This is a genomic window from Variovorax sp. GW821-FHT10D07 (genome assembly GCF_059415325.1).
On sequence record NZ_JBWKMZ010000004.1, the window covers coordinates 397,361 to 415,108 of the forward strand.

27 protein-coding genes are annotated in these 17,748 nt (G+C 68.5%); 24 read left to right on the top strand and 3 right to left on the bottom strand.

Translation table 11 applies throughout. From position 1 onward, the window contains the following. The first annotated feature begins 9 nt into the window (after positions 1-9). The 12 genes from AC07PU_RS16300 to AC07PU_RS16355 all read left to right on the top strand — a co-directional run bounded on the left by AC07PU_RS16300 (position 10) and on the right by AC07PU_RS16355 (position 6,438). Entirely contained in the window at positions 10-543 is a 534-nt protein-coding gene (locus AC07PU_RS16300) for a hypothetical protein (RefSeq protein ID WP_495318795.1), read from the top strand. Positions 544-789: 246 nt separating this feature from the next. After that, complete coding sequence (rplC, locus tag AC07PU_RS16305; RefSeq protein ID WP_057596145.1) at positions 790-1,470, top strand: 50S ribosomal protein L3; 681 nt, start codon at positions 790-792, stop codon at positions 1,468-1,470. Beyond that, the gene (gene rplD / locus AC07PU_RS16310; protein ID WP_093218836.1) at positions 1,470-2,090 is read left to right on the top strand and encodes a 50S ribosomal protein L4; all 621 of its coding nucleotides are present in this window, start codon (positions 1,470-1,472) and stop codon (positions 2,088-2,090) included. Before rplC ends, rplD begins: the two co-directional genes overlap by 1 nt. Then, positions 2,087-2,422 (top strand): 50S ribosomal protein L23, encoded by a 336-nt coding sequence (gene rplW / locus AC07PU_RS16315; RefSeq protein ID WP_057596149.1) that lies wholly within the window; start codon positions 2,087-2,089, stop codon positions 2,420-2,422. Before rplD ends, rplW begins: the two co-directional genes overlap by 4 nt. Before the next feature lie 2 nt (positions 2,423-2,424). Then, positions 2,425-3,249: a 50S ribosomal protein L2 gene (rplB, locus tag AC07PU_RS16320; RefSeq protein WP_057596151.1), complete on the top strand. Its 825-nt coding sequence runs from the start codon at positions 2,425-2,427 to the stop codon at positions 3,247-3,249. Between the two features lie 10 nt (positions 3,250-3,259). Further along, positions 3,260-3,538: a 30S ribosomal protein S19 gene (rpsS, locus tag AC07PU_RS16325; protein ID WP_007838132.1), complete on the top strand. Its 279-nt coding sequence runs from the start codon at positions 3,260-3,262 to the stop codon at positions 3,536-3,538. A gap of 9 nt (positions 3,539-3,547) precedes the next feature. Then, positions 3,548-3,880, top strand: a complete 333-nt coding sequence (gene rplV / locus AC07PU_RS16330) for a 50S ribosomal protein L22 (RefSeq protein WP_007838134.1) — start codon at positions 3,548-3,550, stop codon at positions 3,878-3,880. Positions 3,881-3,895: 15 nt separating this feature from the next. Next, positions 3,896-4,807 carry a 30S ribosomal protein S3 gene (gene rpsC, locus AC07PU_RS16335; RefSeq protein WP_057596153.1) on the top strand — a complete coding sequence of 304 codons (912 nt, stop codon included), beginning with the start codon at positions 3,896-3,898 and terminating at the stop codon, positions 4,805-4,807. A gap of 66 nt (positions 4,808-4,873) precedes the next feature. Continuing rightward, on the top strand, positions 4,874-5,290 hold the full coding sequence (gene rplP / locus AC07PU_RS16340) for a 50S ribosomal protein L16 (RefSeq protein WP_057596155.1): 417 nt from the start codon (positions 4,874-4,876) through the stop codon (positions 5,288-5,290). Positions 5,291-5,303: 13 nt separating this feature from the next. Then, positions 5,304-5,555, top strand: coding sequence for a 50S ribosomal protein L29 (gene rpmC / locus AC07PU_RS16345; RefSeq protein WP_371268850.1), 252 nt, complete (start codon positions 5,304-5,306; stop codon positions 5,553-5,555). A gap of 9 nt (positions 5,556-5,564) precedes the next feature. Continuing rightward, on the top strand, positions 5,565-5,834 hold the full coding sequence (gene rpsQ / locus AC07PU_RS16350; RefSeq protein ID WP_015867662.1) for a 30S ribosomal protein S17: 270 nt from the start codon (positions 5,565-5,567) through the stop codon (positions 5,832-5,834). 97 nt (positions 5,835-5,931) lie between these two features. After that, positions 5,932-6,438: a peroxiredoxin gene (locus AC07PU_RS16355; RefSeq protein WP_495318801.1), complete on the top strand. Its 507-nt coding sequence runs from the start codon at positions 5,932-5,934 to the stop codon at positions 6,436-6,438. 46 nt (positions 6,439-6,484) lie between these two features. Here the strand turns inward: AC07PU_RS16355 and AC07PU_RS16360 are convergent, their stop codons facing one another. Further along, entirely contained in the window at positions 6,485-7,072 is a 588-nt protein-coding gene (locus tag AC07PU_RS16360) for a GNAT family N-acetyltransferase (protein WP_208510580.1), read from the bottom strand. Next, positions 7,069-7,776 (bottom strand): cytochrome b/b6 domain-containing protein, encoded by a 708-nt coding sequence (locus tag AC07PU_RS16365; protein ID WP_495318803.1) that lies wholly within the window; start codon positions 7,774-7,776, stop codon positions 7,069-7,071. Before AC07PU_RS16365 ends, AC07PU_RS16360 begins: the two co-directional genes overlap by 4 nt. A gap of 168 nt (positions 7,777-7,944) precedes the next feature. On the opposite strand from AC07PU_RS16365, the gene AC07PU_RS16370 reads away from it, so the two are divergent. Beyond that, positions 7,945-8,391, top strand: a complete 447-nt coding sequence (locus AC07PU_RS16370; protein WP_208510582.1) for a c-type cytochrome — start codon at positions 7,945-7,947, stop codon at positions 8,389-8,391. Between the two features lie 75 nt (positions 8,392-8,466). Here AC07PU_RS16370 and AC07PU_RS16375 read toward each other — a convergent pair whose 3' ends face one another. Then, a complete protein-coding gene (locus tag AC07PU_RS16375) occupies positions 8,467-8,964 on the bottom strand; it encodes a TlpA family protein disulfide reductase (protein WP_208510583.1) in 498 nt (165 codons plus the stop codon). A 103-nt stretch (positions 8,965-9,067) separates the two neighbouring features. Between AC07PU_RS16375 and AC07PU_RS16380 the strand changes: the two genes are divergently transcribed. The 11 genes from AC07PU_RS16380 (at position 9,068) to AC07PU_RS16430 (ending at position 17,644) form a co-directional block, all read left to right on the top strand. Further along, positions 9,068-9,631 (top strand): hypothetical protein, encoded by a 564-nt coding sequence (locus AC07PU_RS16380; RefSeq protein ID WP_208510584.1) that lies wholly within the window; start codon positions 9,068-9,070, stop codon positions 9,629-9,631. Positions 9,632-9,674: 43 nt separating this feature from the next. Further along, positions 9,675-10,925, top strand: coding sequence for an MFS transporter (locus AC07PU_RS16385; protein ID WP_495318807.1), 1,251 nt, complete (start codon positions 9,675-9,677; stop codon positions 10,923-10,925). Then, entirely contained in the window at positions 10,922-11,377 is a 456-nt protein-coding gene (locus tag AC07PU_RS16390; RefSeq protein ID WP_093350228.1) for a PTS sugar transporter subunit IIA, read from the top strand. The genes AC07PU_RS16385 and AC07PU_RS16390 overlap by 4 nt, the downstream gene beginning before the upstream one ends. Further along, positions 11,346-11,615 (top strand): HPr family phosphocarrier protein, encoded by a 270-nt coding sequence (locus AC07PU_RS16395; RefSeq protein WP_209546125.1) that lies wholly within the window; start codon positions 11,346-11,348, stop codon positions 11,613-11,615. The genes AC07PU_RS16390 and AC07PU_RS16395 overlap by 32 nt, the downstream gene beginning before the upstream one ends. Positions 11,616-11,627: 12 nt before the next feature. After that, a complete protein-coding gene (gene ptsP / locus AC07PU_RS16400; protein WP_093350231.1) occupies positions 11,628-13,424 on the top strand; it encodes a phosphoenolpyruvate--protein phosphotransferase in 1,797 nt (598 codons plus the stop codon). 123 nt (positions 13,425-13,547) lie between these two features. Further along, entirely contained in the window at positions 13,548-13,916 is a 369-nt protein-coding gene (locus AC07PU_RS16405) for a DUF4148 domain-containing protein (RefSeq protein ID WP_495318811.1), read from the top strand. Positions 13,917-14,093: 177 nt separating this feature from the next. After that, positions 14,094-14,558, top strand: coding sequence for a Spy/CpxP family protein refolding chaperone (locus tag AC07PU_RS16410; RefSeq protein ID WP_093350236.1), 465 nt, complete (start codon positions 14,094-14,096; stop codon positions 14,556-14,558). Between the two features lie 83 nt (positions 14,559-14,641). After that, positions 14,642-15,115, top strand: a complete 474-nt coding sequence (locus AC07PU_RS16415) for a DUF4260 domain-containing protein (RefSeq protein WP_495318813.1) — start codon at positions 14,642-14,644, stop codon at positions 15,113-15,115. Further along, positions 15,112-15,507, top strand: coding sequence for a hypothetical protein (locus tag AC07PU_RS16420; RefSeq protein WP_256222825.1), 396 nt, complete (start codon positions 15,112-15,114; stop codon positions 15,505-15,507). The genes AC07PU_RS16415 and AC07PU_RS16420 overlap by 4 nt, the downstream gene beginning before the upstream one ends. A gap of 38 nt (positions 15,508-15,545) precedes the next feature. Further along, positions 15,546-16,241: a response regulator transcription factor gene (locus tag AC07PU_RS16425; RefSeq protein WP_093350245.1), complete on the top strand. Its 696-nt coding sequence runs from the start codon at positions 15,546-15,548 to the stop codon at positions 16,239-16,241. Next, positions 16,238-17,644 (top strand): HAMP domain-containing sensor histidine kinase, encoded by a 1,407-nt coding sequence (locus AC07PU_RS16430; RefSeq protein WP_296777850.1) that lies wholly within the window; start codon positions 16,238-16,240, stop codon positions 17,642-17,644. Before AC07PU_RS16425 ends, AC07PU_RS16430 begins: the two co-directional genes overlap by 4 nt. The last annotated feature ends 104 nt before the right edge of the window (positions 17,645-17,748 follow it).

A 17,748-nucleotide genomic window follows, 5' to 3' on the forward strand; every position in this document is an offset into this window, starting at 1 on the left:
ATGATGGCCATGACGACTCGCTCGAACACACGGACCGCCGTCGCGGCGCTCCTGCTGGCGGCGCTCACGACCTGGGCATGGGCCGACGGCATGCCGGACTCGCGCGTGCCCAAGCGCTCGCAGCACAAGGTGGCGCCGGCGCCCATGACCACGGCCGTGCAGAAATCCAACGGCTCGGGTGTCGCGGTGCAGTACCGCGTCGATGGCACGCCGCAGGCAGGCCGCGCCACGTCGGTCGTGCTGCAGTTCGACGACGTGACCGATCCGCAGGGCGCGTCGGTGCGTTTCACCGCGGACCCCGGCCTGACGCTGCGAAACGGCAATCCGCTCACGCTGCCCGCCGGCCAGCGCTCCACCGCGACCGTCTCGGTCATCGGCGAGTCGGACGGGCTGCGCTACCTGAACGTGTTCGTGAGCCAGGGCGGCGCGAGCAGCGCCATCTCGATCCCGATCCAGACCGGGACGGCGCCCCTGATGAAGTCGCAGGGCGACGTCCAGACCACCAAGGAAGGCGACAGCATCATCACGATGCCCGCCAAATAGGCAGAAAACGGCCTCGCGGGCCGTTGCAACCGCCCCGAAAGGGGCCCTTTTCCAGCGCTTGCGCCCCGCCCATACCGCGGGCTATAATCGCTGGCTCTGCCCTTGTTGCGTCCGCAAGGTACGTGCAGGTCGGAGATTTATCAACCTTCCCCCGTTGCCGCGAGTCGGTCATACGACTTCGGTCAAACGCTGTCGCCAATTGAAGTGGCAGCGGCGGGAGAAGCTTCCATTTTTTGGAGAAAACACATGAGTCTGAGCAACTCCCTCGGGTTGCTGGGCCGCAAGGTGGGGATGATGCGTCTCTTCACCGATGACGGGGATGCAGTTCCTGTCACGGTGGTGGATGTGTCGAACAACCGCGTGACCCAGATCAAGTCGCAAGAGACCGATGGCTACGTCGCACTGCAAGTGACGTTCGGTTCGCGCAAAGCATCGCGCGTGACCAAGCCGGAAGCCGGTCACCTCGCCAAGGCGGGTGTCGAAGCTGGCGAAATCATCCAGGAATTCCGCGTCACCGCAGATACCGCAGGTCAGCACCAGGCTGGCGGCGTGATCGCGGCCGGCAGCGTGTTCTCCGTGGGCCAGAAGGTGGACGTGCAAGGCACCTCCATCGGCAAGGGCTACGCCGGCACGATCAAGCGCCACAACATGAGCTCGCAGCGCGCGTCGCACGGTAACAGCCGTTCGCACAACGTGCCCGGCTCGATCGGCATGGCACAGGACCCCGGTCGCGTGTTCCCCGGCAAGCGCATGACGGGCCACCTCGGCGACGTCACCCGCACGACGCAGAACCTCTCGGTGTTCCGCATCGACGAAGCGCGTCAGCTGTTGCTCATCAAGGGCGCGATCCCGGGTTCGAAGGGTGGCTTCGTCACCGTGCGTCCCGCCGTCAAGGCCAAGCCGCAAGCGGCTGAAGGAGCGAAGTAATGGAACTCGAACTCCTGAACGAGCAAGGTCAGGCCGCGTCGAAGTACGACGCCCCCGAAACCGTGTTCGGCCGTGACTACAACGAAGACCTGGTGCACCAGATCGTCGTCGCATTCCAGGCCAACGCCCGCCAAGGCACGCGCGCCCAGAAGGACCGCGAACAGGTCAAGCACTCGACCAAGAAGCCTTTCAAGCAAAAGGGAACGGGCCGCGCCCGTGCCGGTATGACGTCCTCGCCGCTGTGGCGCGGGGGTGGCCGGATCTTCCCGAACATGCCTGACGAAAACTTCTCGCAGAAGATCAACAAGAAGATGTACCGCGCCGGCATGGCCGCCATCTTCTCGCAGCTCGCTCGCGAAGGCCGTCTGGCCGTGGTGGATTCGCTGACCGTGGATTCGCCCAAGACGAAGCCGCTGGCAGCCCGTTTCAAGGCAATGAATCTCGAGTCCGTGCTCGTGATCGCCGAAGAAGTCGACGAAAACCTGTACCTTGCCTCGCGCAATCTGGTCAACATCCTCGTGGTCGAACCCCGTTACGCCGATCCGGTGTCGCTGGTTCACTACAAGAAGGTGCTGGTCACCAAGGGTGCCGTCGACAAGCTCAAGGAGATGTTCGCATGAGCCGCGTGAACCCCACCCCTGCTCAACGTCAGTTCGACGAAGGCCGTCTCATGAACGTGCTGGTCGCCCCGATCGTGTCCGAAAAGGCCACGATGGTCGGCGAGAAGTCGAACGCTGTCACTTTCAAGGTGTTGCAAGACGCCACCAAGCCCGAGATCAAGGCCGCCGTCGAACTGATGTTCAAGGTCGAAGTCAAGGGCGTGTCGGTTGCCAACATCAAGGGCAAGACCAAGCGCTTCGGCAAGTCCGTCGGCCGCCGCGACCATGTTCGCAAGGCCTACGTCACGCTGAAGGCCGGTCAAGAGCTCAACCTCGTCGGGGAAGGCGCTTAATCATGGCCGTCATCAAGATGAAACCCACTTCGCCGGGCCAACGCGGCGCGGTGAAGATTTCGCGTGACCACCTGTACAAGGGTGCTCCGCTCGCATCCCTGCTGGAACCCCAGTTCCAGAAGGCTGGCCGCAACAACAACGGCCACATCACGACCCGTCACAAGGGCGGCGGTCACAAGCACCACTACCGCGTGGTGGACTTCCGTCGCAACAAGGACGGCATCCCGGCGAAGGTCGAGCGCATCGAGTACGACCCGAACCGCACCGCCCACATCGCGCTGGTCTGCTACGCCGACGGCGAGCGCCGCTACATCATCGCCCCGCGCGGTCTGGAAGCCGGTGCAACGCTGCTGTCGGGTTCGGAAGCTCCGATCCGCGCCGGCAACACACTGCCGATCCGCAACATTCCGGTGGGTTCGACGATCCACTGCATCGAACTGCAGCCCGGCAAGGGCGCGCAGATCGCCCGCTCGGCCGGTACCTCGGCCACGCTGCTGGCCCGTGAAGGCGTTTACGCCCAGGTCCGCATGCGTTCGGGCGAAGTCCGCCGCATTCACATCGAGTGCCGCGCGACCATCGGTGAAGTGGCCAACGAAGAACACAGCCTGCGCCAGCTCGGCAAGGCCGGTGTGAAGCGTTGGATGGGTATCCGCCCGACCGTTCGCGGCGTGGTGATGAACCCGGTCGACCACCCGCACGGTGGTGGCGAAGGCAAGACCGGCGAAGGCCGTCACCCTGTCGACCCGTGGGGCAACCTGACCAAGGGTTACCGTACCCGTAACAACAAGCGCACGCAGGTCTTCATCGTGTCGCGCCGCAAGAAGTAAGGGATAGCAAATGACTCGCTCTCTCAAAAAGGGTCCGTTTGTTGACCATCACCTCGTTGCCAAGGCCGACAAGGCCGTGACGACGAAGGACAAGAAGCCGATCAAGACCTGGTCGCGCCGCTCGATGGTCCTGCCCGAGTTCATCGGCCTGACCATTGCCGTGCACAACGGCAAGCAGCACGTGCCTGTCTACATCACCGACCAGATGGTCGGCCACAAGCTCGGCGAATTTGCGCTCACGCGCACGTTCAAGGGGCACCCCGCGGACAAGAAAGTCCAGAAGAAGTAAGGAACGACCATGTCTGAAACACGTGCAGTCCTCCGCGGTGTCCGCCTCTCGGTCGACAAGGGCCGTCTGGTCGCCGACCTGATCCGCGGCAAGAAGGTCGATCAAGCGCTCAACGTTCTGCAATTCACGCAGAAGAAGGCCGCTGTGATCATCAAGAAGGTGCTCGAGTCGGCCATCGCCAACGCGGAGCACAACGACGGTGCCGACATCGACGAGCTGAAGGTCAAGACCATCTACGTCGAACAGGGCGCCACGCTCAAGCGCTTCACGGCGCGCGCCAAGGGTCGCGGCAATCGCATCAGCAAGCCCACGTGCCATGTGTACGTGACGGTTGGCAACTAAGAGCCTGGAAGAAATATGGGACAGAAAATCCATCCGACCGGCTTCCGTCTGGCGGTTACCCGTAACTGGTCCAGCCGCTGGTACGCCAGCGACCGCGATTTCGCGGGCATGCTGGCCGAAGACATCAAGGTTCGCGAATACCTGAAGAAGAAGCTGAAGAACGCTTCGGTGTCGCGCGTCCTGATCGAGCGTCCCGCCAAGAACGCCCGCATCACGATCTACTCGGCTCGTCCGGGCGTCGTGATCGGCAAGAAGGGCGAAGACATCGAGAACCTCAAGCGCGAACTGGGCCGCCAGCTCGGCGTGCCGGTGGCAGTGAACATCGAAGAAGTGCGCAAGCCCGAAATCGATGCCCAGCTGATCGCCGACAGCATCACGCAGCAGCTCGAAAAGCGGATCATGTTCCGCCGCGCCATGAAGCGCGCCATGCAGAACGCCATGCGTCTGGGTGCCCAAGGCATCAAGATCATGTCGGCTGGCCGCCTGAACGGCATCGAAATCGCTCGTACCGAGTGGTACCGCGAAGGTCGCGTGCCGCTTCACACGCTGCGCGCCGACATCGACTACGGCACCTCGGAAGCCAAGACCACCTACGGCGTCATCGGCGTCAAGGTGTGGGTCTACAAGGGCGACACCCTGGGCCGCAACGACCTGCCCGCCGTCGAGACCCCGCGTCCCGAGGAAGAGCGTCGTCCGCGTGGTCCGCGCCGTGATGGCCGCCCTGGTGGCGACCGTCCGGGCGGTGACCGCCGCGGCGGCCCGCGTGCCGGTGCCCGTGGCCCGATCGGTGGCAACACCGCTCCCGCCGACGGCAGCGACAAGCCCGCAGAAGCAACCGGCGGTGCCGGTGCAGACTCGAAACCCGCCGTTAAGCGCGTCCGCAAAGCCGCGCCCGCTGCAGCAGCGGACGGTGCCAAGACCGAGTAATCGGTCTCAGCCCCGGGTGTGCATTCGCACAGGAAGCCCGGGGCAGTCCTCACGGAGTAACAAGACATGCTGCAACCTGCACGCAGAAAGTTCCGCAAGGAACAAAAGGGCCGCAACACCGGCGTCGCCACCCGGGGCAACTCGGTGGCCTTCGGTGACTTCGGTCTGAAATGCACCGACCGCGGCCGCCTCACGGCGCGCCAGATCGAAGCCGCTCGCCGCGCGATTTCGCGTCACGTGAAGCGCGGTGGCCGTATCTGGATCCGCGTGTTCCCCGACAAGCCGATCTCGACCAAGCCCGCAGAAGTGCGGATGGGTAACGGCAAGGGCAACCCCGAGTACTACGTCGCCGAGATCCAGCCCGGCAAGATCGTGTTCGAGATCGTCGGCGTGCCCGAAGAACTCGCCCGCGAAGCCTTCCGCCTGGCCGCTGCCAAGCTGCCGCTGCGCACGACGTTCGTCTCGCGCCAGCTCGGCGCCTGAGAGGAGAACATCCATGGCAACACGTAAGAAGAAAGAAGCCGCGGCTCCGGCCAAGGTGAGCAAGGCAACAGCACTGCGCGAGAAGGACGTCGCCGGTCTGCAAGCCGAAATCAAGGATCTGCAGAAGGCCCATTTCGGCCTGCGCATGCAGAAAGCCACGCAACAGCTGTCGAACACCTCGACGCTGCGCGTGACGCGTCGCGACATCGCACGCGCCAAGACCGTTCTTGCTCAGAAGCAGCAAGAAACCCAAGCCGCCAAGTAAGGAGTGAACATGACGGAAGCTAAAAAATCCCTCAAGCGCACCTTGATCGGCAAGGTGGTCAGCGACAAGCGTGCCAAGACCGTGACCGTGCTGGTCGAGCGCCGTGTGAAGCACGAGCTCTACGGCAAGATCGTGGCCAAGACGAGCAAGTACCACGCCCATGACGAAAAGGGCGAGTACAAGCTGGGCGACACCATCGAGATCACGGAAAGCCGTCCGATCTCGAAGACCAAGAACTGGGTCGTGACCCGTCTGGTCGAGAAGGCCGTCCTGGTCTGATCCCCCTCTGGTTCGCCAGCCCCGCGAGGTGGCCGGCAGTCCATCGCGAAACGGCCCACAATGTGGGCCGTTTTTCTTTTTCCAGGAGCACTTTCAAATGATCAAAGTCGGCGACACCCTTCCCTCGGCCACCCTGCAGGAGTACTCGGAAGTCGAGGGCGAAGGCTGCAGCATCGGCCCGAACCCCGTCGACGTGAGCAAGGCAACGGCTGGCAAGACCATCGCTCTGTTCGCGCTGCCGGGCGCCTTCACGCCCACCTGCTCGGCCAAGCACGTGCCGGGCTACGTGCAGCACTTCGACGACTTCAAGGCCGCGGGCGTGGACGAGATCTGGTGCGTGAGCGTGAACGACGCCTTCGTGATGGGCGCCTGGGCGCGCGACCAGAAGACCGGCACCAAGGTGCGCATGCTGGCCGACGGCAGCGCCGATTTCGCCAAGGCCACGGGCCTCACGCTGGACCTCACGGGCCGCGGCATGGGCCTGCGCAGCAACCGCTACTCGATGCTCGTGAAGGACGGCAAGGTCGCGACGCTCAACGTCGAGGCACCGGGCAAGTTCGAAGTCAGCAACGCCGAAACGCTGCTGGCGCAAGCCAAGGGCTGAGCGGCAGGTCCAACGAGAACGGTCCGCCCCGCGGACCGTTCCTCGCCTACAGGTCCACCTTCAGGTAGTGCGCCCCCGCAATGGGGTTGTGATAGAAGGGCGGCACCTCGGCGAAGCCCAGGTCCTCGTAGAGGGCACGCGCCGACTCCATCTCGTCGAGCGTGTCGAGCAGCACGCAGCCGTAGCCCGCGCCACGCGCCGCGTCGAGGATCGCCTCGGCGAGCTGGCGGCCCAGCCCCAGGCCGCGAAAGCCCGGGCGCACGTACAGGCGCTTCATCTCCGCCGCATTCACGTAATCTGCGCTGTCGAGCGGCCGCAGCGCGCAGCAGCCGGCCACGTGCGCGATCCGCCCATCGGCGCGCACCAGCGTGGGCGTGGCGCGGCCTGCCTCGTCCTTGACGTGCGCCGGATCGACCAGCGCCAGCAGCAGCGTGCCGCGCGGCTCGACGTATTCGCCCGGCAGCGCGGCCAGTTCCTGGTCGAAATTCTGGAAGTCGAGATCGATGCCCAGCGAGGCGGCGTAGTCGCGGAAGATGAGGCGCGCGGCCTCGAGTTCGTGGGCCTCGTCGGGCGTGAGCAGCACGACGGCCGGCGTGTCCGACAGCGGCAGGGGGCGTGAGACGGATGAGCTCATGCGCGCAACGATGAAACCCAGTACGCGACGCCCGCGCACAGCAGCGCGAGCACCAGCGCGAAGCCACGCGACGCGGCGTCGTCGCGGCTGCCGGCGGCGGGCGCGGCACGGTCGGCGGCGGCGATGTCCTTGTCGCCCGACACCATCGGCGCGACCATCCTGTGGCGCTTCACCACCACGTAGAACAGCACCGCGAGCACGTGCAGGCTCGCGAGCGCGATCACGATCCACTTGCCTTGCGTGCTGTGCCAGCCCGTAGCCAGGCTCACGAGATCGCCCGAGACGAAGCGCGTGAGCGGCCCGGCGGCCGAGATCTCGTCGTCGGCCACGAGGCCGGTCGCCACCTGCAGCGCCAGGATCGCGAGCACCGCGAACACCGACAGCGCGCCCAGCGGCGTGTGGCCGATCAGGTGATCGGGATGGGCGCGGCCGCGCAGGTAGGCGAGGACCGAGCCCGGCGCATAGACGAAGGCCGCGAAGCGCGACCAGCGCCCGCCGACGAAGCCCCAGACCAGCCGGAACAGCAGCAGCGCGAGCAACGTGTAGCCGAGCCGGAAATGCCATTCCATGATGCCGCCGAGGCCGGTGGCGATCAGCCCGATCACGGCGGCGGCCAGGGCCCAGTGGAACAGCCGGGTCGGCAGGTCCCAGACGCGCGTTCGGGTGGCCTGGCGGGACGCCGCGGCCGCGGGGGAGTCGGTCATCGAAGGTGGGGGGAGCGCATGGCTGCGGAAGGCGCAGATTAGCAAAGTCCGAGCCGCCCGTTCCATCGGGTTGTTGCTATGCGAGCCGACCGGCCTGCCCCTACACTGCCGCGCAGGTGCCGCGCCCGACGGCATCACCCACGATTCCCACATGTCAGAAGGACCACGATGATCCGACTCGCCACCTTCGCGCTGGCCGCCGCCTGCGCCGCCACCACCCTGCCGGCCGCGGCCCAGTTCGCGAAGCCTGAAGACGCCATCAAGTACCGCCAGAGCGCGCTGTTCGTCATGTCGCAGCATTTCGGCCGCCTGGGCGCCATGGCCAACGGCCGCGCGCCCTACGACGCGGCCGCCGCCGCGGCCAATGCCGAGGTGGTGGCCGACATGGCGAAGCTGCCCTGGGCCGGCTTCGGCGCCGGCACCGAGGGCGGCAAGGCCAAGCCCGAGGTCTGGAAGGAAGCGCCCAAGTTCAAGGAGCACCAGGACAAGCTGATCGCCGAAACCGGCAAGCTGCTGGTGGCCGCCAAGGCCGGCAACATCGATGCGCTCAAGGCCCAGTTCGGCCCGACCGCCGCGAGCTGCAAGGCCTGCCACGACACCTTCCGCGACCGCTGATCCGCCATCGCTTGCCCCAACGAAAAAGGCGCTGCCCGGTCACGGGCAGCGCCTTTTTGATGGGTGGGGGAGGGCTCAGGCCTCGGCCAGCAGCTTCTCGATCAGCTTGTGCAGTTCGGCGAAATCGGGCTCGCCCACGTAGCGCTTGACGATCTGGCCCTGCTTGTTCACGAGGTAGGTGGTCGGCGTGAGCTTCACGTCGCCCCAGGCCTGCGCCACGCTGCCGGTGTTGTCGATCGCCACCTTGAACGGCAGCTTGCGGGTTTCGGCGAAATTGACGACGTAGCTCGGCGGGTCGTAGCTCATGGCCACCGCCAGCGTGTCGTAGCCGCGCGCCTTGTACTTGTCGTAGGTGGCGATCACCTTGGGCATCTCGCCGACGCAGGTCACGCAGCTCGTGGCCCAGAAGTTGACCAGCGTGACCTTGCCCTTGAGGTCCTCGGTGCTCTTCCTGGTGCCGTCGAGCAGCACGAAGGTCGAGGCGGGCGCCGCGGTGGTGCCCGAGCCGAGGTACACCCCCACGCCGGTGGCCAGGGCGACGGCAACGGCGGCTGCGATAACGTACTTTTTCATGGCTGCTGACTGAGTGGGGCGGCGCGATTCTAGTTCCGCACGTTCGAACGTGCTGGCGCGCGCGACAGTCCCCGTGGAACGGCGGATCGATAATCCGGTCCCCATGCCGCAGCCCACCTCCCGTCTTCGCCGTCGCGCGCGCGCCTCCTGCGCCGCCGCCGCGGTCCTCGTCCTCGCGGCCTGCAGCCCGACCTTCAACTGGCGCGAAGTCCCGGTGGCCGAGGCCGGCCTGGTCGCGCTGCTGCCCTGCAAGGCCGACCGCGCCACCCGCGCGCAGCCGCTGGGCGCCGAATCGGTGCAGGTCGACATGGCCGGTTGCGAGGCCGGCGGCGCCACCTTCGCGATCGCGCATGCCACCGCCGCCGACGCCGCCCAGGCCGAGAGCTGGCTGCGTGCCTGGCAGCTCGCCACGCGCGAGCAGCTGCAGGGCGCGGCCACCACCGAGGCGCCGGCCACGGTGCCGCGCGCCGCCGCCACGCCCGCGCCGCTGCGGCTCGATGCGCCGGCCACGCCCACGGGCCAGCCGCTGCAGGTGCTGTGGTTCGCCCAGACCGAGACCCGCTCGACGCCGCCGGGCGCCGTCTCGCTCTACCAGGCGATGGTGCTGGGCCGGCCATCGTCGGACGAGGCTGCCAAGACCTTCTTCGAAGGCCTGCGGCTGCCATGAGCCGCCCCCGCGGCCTCGGCGCGGCGCTCCTGGCGGCCGCGCGATGAGCGAGGGCACGCTCGGCGGCCGGCGCCGCGTCGCCGGCGTCTTCCTGGCCTTCGCCTTCGCGTACTTCCTCTCGACCCTGGTGCGCGCGATCACGGCCACCCTGTCGCCCACGCTCACCGACGAGTTCGACCTCGAGTCGCGCGACCTCGGCCTGCTCGCGGGCGGCTACTTCCTCGGCTTTGCGTTCACGCAGCTGCCGATGGGCGCCTGGCTCGACCGCCACGGCCCCAAGCGCGTGGTGGTGGCCTTTCTCGGCGTGGCGGTGGCCGGCTGCCTGCTGTTCTCGGTCGCCACGCATTTCTCGCTGCTGCTGGCCGCGCGCGTGCTCACCGGCGTGGGCGTCAGCGCCTGCCTGATGGCGCCGCTCACCGGCTACCGGCGCTGGCTCTCGCCGGCGATGCAGCTGCGCAGCAATTCGTGGATGCTGATGGTCGGGTCGTTCGGGCTGGTCGGCGCGACGCTGCCGGTGCAATGGCTGGTGCCGCTGGTCGGCTGGCGCGCGCTGTTCTCGCTGCTGGGCGCGGGCGTGATCGTGTCGATGCTGCTGATCGCCTGGGTCGCGCCCTCGTGGCGCCAGGCACCCGCCGCGCCGGTGGCGGCTCCCGACGAAGGCGGCAGCTACGCCGCCGTCTGGCGCGATCCCTTCTTCCGCAAGCTCGCGCCGATCGGCTTCTTCCATTACGGCGGCTTCATCGCGATGCAGTCGCTGTGGGCCGTGCCCTGGCTCACGCGGGTGTCGGGCTACACGCCGCTGCGCGCGGCCGAGGCGCTGTTCGCCATCAGCCTGGTGCTGCTCGCCACCTACTGGCTCTGGGGCGTGGCCAATCCCAGGCTCGCGCAGCGCGGCATTGCGGCGGATCGGCTCATGGCCTGGGGCCTGCCGTTCTCGCTGCTGTTCATGGCTATTGTTTTGATAGCGGGGCCGCGTGCGGGCACGGGAACGTGGGCGGTTTTCCTGTGCCTCTGCACGGTGGTCACGCTGGCCCAGCCGGCCGTGGCGATGGCGCTGCCGCCGGCGCTCGCGGGCCGCGCGCTGTCGGCCTACAACCTCGTGATCTTCGTCGGCGTGTTCGTGGTGCAGTGGGGCGTGGGCCTGCTGATCGACCTGTTCGTGCGCGCCGGCCTCGACACCGTGGACGCTTTCCGTGGCGCAATGGCCATCCTGCTGGGGTGCTGCGTTATGTCGTATATCTACTTCCTCCGGGCGCCCCCGCATAATCGACGCGCCGTCCCCCGAGCCGCATGAACAGCATCCTCATCATTGCCCATTCGCCTTTCGCACAAGCGTTGCGAAAGTGCGCGCTGCATGTGTTTCCCGACAGCGAGAACGCCATCGTCGCGCTCGACGTGCTGCCCAACGTGCCGCCCGAGGAAACCCTGGCGGCCGCGCGCATCACGCTCGCGCAGCAGCTCCACGGGCCGCGCGTGCAGGTGCTGGTGCTGGCCGACGTGTTCGGCGCCACGCCTTGCAACGTGGCGCAGAAGCTCGTGGACGGCGTTCGCTCGCGGCTCGTGGCGGGCGTCAATCTTCCGATGCTGCTGCGTGCCGTGACCTACCGGCACGAGCCGCTCGACGTGCTCGTGCAGCGCGCCATCGCCGGCGGCACCGCGGGCGTGATGCAAGTGGCGGTGGCGGCACCGCAGAACCAGGCCAAGAGAAAGCACAGTGATCAAGAAATCCGTGACCATCAGCAATAAGCTGGGACTGCATGCACGCGCATCGGCCAAGCTGACCAAGCTCGCAGGCAGCTTTCCCTGCGAGGTGTGGCTCTCGCGCGGCGACCGCCGCATCAACGCCAAGAGCATCATGGGCGTGATGATGCTGGCCGCCGGGCTCGGCTCGACCGTCGAGCTCGAGACCAACGGCCCGCAGGAGGAAGAAGCCCTCAATGCCATCGTCCAGTTGATGGACGACAAGTTCGGCGAAGGCGAATAAGGACCACCGCGCATGACCTTCGCAGTCCACGGCCTTCCCGTCGCCCGTGGCATCGCCATCGGCCGCGCGGTGCTGGTGGTGTCGAGCCGCATCGACGTGGCCCACTACTTCATCAAGCCCGAGGAGATCGAGACCGAGATCGATCGCGTGCGCACCGCGCGCAACGCCGTGGCCGAGGAGCTGGCCAAGCTGCAGACCAACGTCGCGCAGATGGGCCCGAACGACGCGCCGCACGAGCTCGCGGCGCTGCTCGAGGTGCACCAGATGCTGCTGCAGGACGAGGCCCTGAGCGGCGGCGTCAAGCACTGGATCAGCGAGAGGCTCTACAACGCCGAATGGGCGCTGACCACGCAGCTCGAGGTCATCGCGCGCCAGTTCGACGAGATGGAGGACGAGTACCTGCGCGAGCGCAAGGCCGACCTCGAGCAGGTGGTGGAGCGGCTGCTGCATCGCATGAAGGGCACGGCCGCGGTGCTGGCGCCGAGCCCGCCGCGGCGCAAGCGCGCCTCGTCCGACGAGGACGACGACCTCACCGCGGGCGACGGCATCGACGTGCCGCTGGTGCTGATCGCGCACGATCTCTCGCCGGCCGACATGCTGCAGTTCAAGAAGAGCGTGTTCGCCGGCTTCGTCACCGACGTCGGCGGGCGCACCTCGCACACCGCGATCGTGGCGCGCAGCATGGACGTGCCGGCGGTGGTCGGCGCGCGCACCGCGAGCCAGCTGGTGCGGCAGGACGACTGGGTCATCATCGACGGCGATGCCGGCGTGATGATCATCGATCCCTCGCCGATCATCCTGGCCGAGTACGGCTTCAAGCAGCGCCAGGGCGACCTCGAGCGTGGGCGCCTCGCGCGGCTGCGCCACAAGCCGGCCGTCACGCTCGACGGCCAGCGTGTCGAGCTGCTCGCCAACATCGAGATGCCCGAGGACACGGTGGGCGCGATGAAGGCCGGCGCGGTCGGCGTGGGCCTGTTCCGCAGCGAGTTCCTGTTCATGGGCCGCGAGTCGTCGGCGCGCCAGACGCGGCTGCCCAACGAGGAGGAGCAGTACCAGGCCTACAAGCGCGCGGTCGAGGGCATGCAGGGCATGCCGGTCACCATCCGCACCATCGACGTGGGCGCCGACAAGCCGCTGGACAACAAGTCCGCCAACAAGCAGGAGCACCTGAATCCCGCGCTCGGCCTGCGCGCCATCCGCTGGAGCCTGGCCGATCCCGCGATGTTCCTCACGCAGTTGCGCGCCATCCTGCGCGCGGCCGCGCACGGCGAGATCCACCTGCTGATCCCGATGCTCGCGCACGCGAGCGAGATCCGCCAGACGCTGGCGCTGATCGCGCTCGCGCGCACCGAGCTCGACAACCGCGGTGCGGTGCACGGCCACGTGAAGCTCGGCGCCATGATCGAGATCCCGGCCGCGGCGCTCACGCTGCGCACCTTCCTGAAGCACTTCGACTTCCTCTCGATCGGCACCAACGACCTGATCCAGTACACGCTGGCGATCGATCGCGCCGACGAGTCGGTGGCGCACCTCTACGACCCGGCCCATCCGGCGGTGCTGAAGCTGGTGGCCGACACCATCGCCGAGTGCCGGCGCCAGGGCAAGGCCGTGGCGGTGTGCGGCGAGATGGCGGGCGACGTGGCCTTCACGCGGCTGCTGCTGGGCCTGGGGCTGCGCAGCTTCTCGATGCATCCCTCGCGCATCCTCGCGGTCAAGCAGGAGGTGCTGCGCGCCGACACGAGCAAGCTCGAGGCCTGGGCGCGCTCGGTGGTCGACTCGGACGATCCCGCCGCCATGCTCGCGGGCTGAGCGCCGCGCGCTTCAAGCCCGCCGCAATAAAACGAAACACGCCGAAACCGCGGCGAAAGGACTTGCCGCGCGCCGGCAAGCACGATCAGGCCTTCTCTTCACCAACCCTGAAAGGCCCGATCCATGAAGCTCTCCCTGACCCAGGCTGTCGCCGTCGCCTCCTTCGCCATGCTCGCCGCCGCGGGCGCCAAGGCCGAAAGCTATGACGGCGTGCACCAGGCCGTGTCGGCCAAGACCCGCGCCGAGATCAACGAGGAAGCCGTGCGCACCGCCGCGGCACCGAACCAGAACGTGACGCGCGGCTCGCGCGGTCCCGAGACCGTGGCGCGCTCGACCGACCGTGCCAGCGTGGCCGCCGAGGCCGTGCGTACCGCGGCCGCGCCCGACCAGAACGTGAGCTCGGGTTCGCGCGTCAACAGCAAGGTGATCTCGACGCTGCAGAACCCGGTGGACGCACGCGCCGCCGCCTTGCGCGACGCCAGCAAGCTCTGAGCGAAGCGGCCCTGCGCGCCCCCGGAAACAAGCGACGCATCGGCGTCGCTTTTTCGTTTCGGCCCTCCGGCCTCGCGTCGCAATAAAACGAAACACGCCGATACCGCGGTGAAAGGACGCGAAGGCGGCCCGAAAGCACCATCGAGCTTCCTCCTCCAACACACACAAGGACCCGTCATGAAACACTGGATCAAACGCACGCTCTTCGGTTTTGCCGGGCTCGCCGTGGTGGCCGGCAGCGTCGCCGGCTGCGCCGGCCATCGCCACGGCTGGAACGGCGACAGCGCCGAGTTCCGCGCCAAGATGGTCGAGCGCGTGGGCAGCAAGCTCGACCTCGATGCGTCGCAGAAGCAGAAGCTCACCGTGCTGGCCGAGAAGCTGCAGGCGCAGCGCCAGGCCCTGCGCGGCGCCGACGGCTCGGGCGATCCGCGTTCGCAGTTCCGCGCCCTGTTCGCGGGCAACAAGCTCGACCAGGCCGGCGCCACGCGCCTGGTCGACGAGAAGACCGCGGCGCTGCGCAACGGCAGCCCCGAGATCATCGCCGCGGCGGCCGACTTCTTCGACCACCTGAACCCCGCGCAGCAGCAGAAGGTGCGCGAGTTCATGGAGCGCGGCGGACGCCGCTGGAGCCGCCAAGGCTGATGCACCGGCGGCCCCGTCCCTCGGCCGGGGCCGCCTTCCGTTTCTTTCGGGGCCCGGCGCCCTCCACCTGATGCGAGCACACCATGAAGACCATCGAACCGAACCTGGGCGACCTGATCGCGCTGCGGCGCCAGGCCGCGCGCCGCGCGAGCGATGCCGCGACCGAGATGCAGGAAGGCGCCGCGACCGGCGGCGTGCGCACCACGCTGCGGCTCGAGGCGCTGGCCGTGCTGGCGGGCGCGCTGATCGCCTACGACCGCACCGGCGGCGGCTGGGGCCTGTTCGCGCTGCTGTTCCTGCTGCCCGACCTGTCGATGCTCGGCTACCTGGCGGGGCCGCGCATCGGCGCGCGGGTCTACAACCTCGCGCACTCGTACCTGGTGCCGCTGGGCATCGGCGCGCTGGGCCTGCTGGTGGCGTTGCCCTTCGCGCTGCCGCTGGCGCTGATCTGGGCCGCGCACATCGCGTTCGATCGCGCGCTGGGCTTCGGCCTCAAGTACGAAGCGGGCTTCGGCTTCACGCACCTGGGCCGCGTCGGAAGGCAGGACCCCTGGTGAGCGCGCGTCCCGACGATGTCGTGCGGCCCGTGCTGCGCCCCGCCGTGGCGCGCACCTGGCTGCTGGCCGAGGCGCTCGCGCTCGGCACCGCCTCGGCCGTGCACGCGGGCCGGCTGATCCCCGGCTTCGCGCATGCGCAGGCACGCACGGCCGAGGCCGTGATCGCGCTGGTGCTGGTGGGCGCGGCGGTCGCGAGCTGGCTGCGCCCGGCCTGGACGCGCTGGTTCGCGATCCGCGCCCAGGGCTTCGCGCTGCTCGGCACGCTGGTCGGCCTGTTCACCATCGCGATCGGCATCGGGCCGCAGACCGTGCCCGACGTCGCGTATCACCTGGTCCTGCTCGCCGCGCTCGCGGCCGGCCTCGTCGTGGCGGTGCGATGCCGGGCGGGTTGATCATCAGCCAGCTCATGGCCAGAAGGCACAATCCGCCCATGCCGCGCATCCTGCTGATCGACGACGACGAACACCTCGGCGCGCCGCTGGCGAGCTACTTCGCGCGCTTCGGCTGCACGCTCGAGAGCGCGGTGCGGCCCAGCGAAGGCCTGGCGCGGCTGCGCGCCGAGAGCTTCGATGCCGCCATCCTCGATGTCATGCTGCCCGAGATGGACGGCTTCGCGCTGTGCCGCGAGATCCGCAAGGAGAGCGACATCCCGATCGTGATGCTGACCGCGCGCGGCGAGGTGATGGACCGCGTGGTCGGCCTCGAGCTCGGCGCCGACGACTACGTGCCCAAGCCCTTCGAGCCGCGCGAACTCGTGGCGCGCGTGCAGACCATCCTGCGGCGCCAGCGCGTCGCACCGCCCGCGGCCGCCTCGTCGCAGCAGCGCGTGTTCGACGGCCTGGCGATCGACCTCGACCGGCGCCTGGTGCTGCGCCAGGGCGAGCGCGTCGACCTCACCGGCACCGAGTTCGAGCTGCTGGCGCTGCTGGCGGCCGAGCCCGGCAAGGTGTTCAGCCGCGACGACATTCTCAACCGGCTGCGCGGCCACGAGGCCGAGCTCTACACGCGCGCGGTCGACATCGTGGTGAGCCGCCTGCGCAAGAAGCTCGAACCGCTGGACTGCATCAAGACGCTGCGCAACGCGGGCTACGCGCTGGCCGTGGCACGCGGCGAGCCTTCTTCATGAACTTCCGCCGCAGGGAACGCCGCGATCGCGAGGGCGCGTGGCATGCCTTCGCCTGCCGCCGCGACGAGCTGCACCGGCAGTGGCATGCGCAGTGGCACGAGAAGGTGCAGGGCAAGCGCCGCTGGCGTCGCTCGCTGCGCATCCGGCTGGTGATGATGTTCGTGCTGCTCGCGGTGGTCATGACCGGCGTGTTCCTCGCGGGCATGAAGAAGTCCTTCTCCACCGGCTGGGCCGAGGCCGCGCAGCCGATGCTGGTCGACTACGCCGACCGGCTGGTGGCCGAGCTCGGCACGCCGCCCGACGTGTCGCGCGCGCAGGCGCTGGTCGACCGCCTGCCGATCACCATCCGCATCGTCGGGCCGACGGTCAACTGGGACTCGAACCCCGGCGAGCACGGCACGCGCGGCGGCTGGATGCGCGACCACGACGAATCGATGTGGAACGACAAGTGGTTCATCCGGCCCACGGCCGACGGCCACCGCGTGATCTTCGGCTGGGCGCCGCGGCTGTGGCAGATCGCGCCGCGCGCGGCCGGCTGGGCCACGCTGAGCCTGCTGCTGCTGCTCGTGGTGCTGGGCTATGCCTACGTGAGCCGGCTGCTGCGGCCGCTGATCGACATCCGCGACGGCGCGCAGCGCTTCGGCCGCGGCGACTTCGAGCGGCCGATCCCGGTGCGGCGCAACGACGACATCGGCGATCTCGCGGAGCACATCAACACCATGGCCCACGACATCCAGGCCATGCTCGATGCCAAGCGCGGGCTGCTGCTGGCGCTGAGCCACGAGCTGCGCTCGCCGCTCACGCGCGCGCGGCTCAATGCCGAGCTGCTGCCGGCCACGGCCGAGGGCCGGGCCGAGCGCGAAGCGCTGCTGCGCGACCTCAACGAGATGCGCGACCTGATCAGCGACCTGCTCGAGAGCGAACGGCTCGCGAGCCCGCATGCGGCGCTGCAGCGCGAGCGCATCGATCTCGCGGCGCTGGTGCGCGAGACCGTGGCCGAGATGCCGGCCGCGCGCGAGGTCCACCTCGACCTGGCCGAGGGCCTGCCGGCGCATTCGGTCGACCGCATGCGCATCCGCCTGCTGGTGCGCAACCTGCTGGACAACGCGCTGCGCTACAGCACCGAGGCGCCGCGTCCGCCCAGCGTGTCGGTGCGCGCGGTGCTCGAGGGCCAGGCGCAGGGCGTGGAGATCGAGGTGCGCGACTTCGGTCCGGGCGTGGACGAGGCGCAGCTCGAGCGGCTGACCGAGGCCTTCTACCGCACCGACGGCGCGCGCCAGCGCGCCACCGGCGGCGTCGGCCTGGGCATGTACCTGTGCCGGCTGATCGCCGAGGCGCATGGCGGCAGCCTGCGCGTGCGCAACGCGTCGCCGGGCCTGCAGATCGTGGTGCGCCTGGGCTGACGCGGTCCGAGCGGGGAGGGCGGGCTGTCGCCTGCGCTACGCGCGGCCCCGCGCGGCGCGGCTAGCATGCGCCGCTCAGCCACACCCCGGGGCGCGGCCCCATC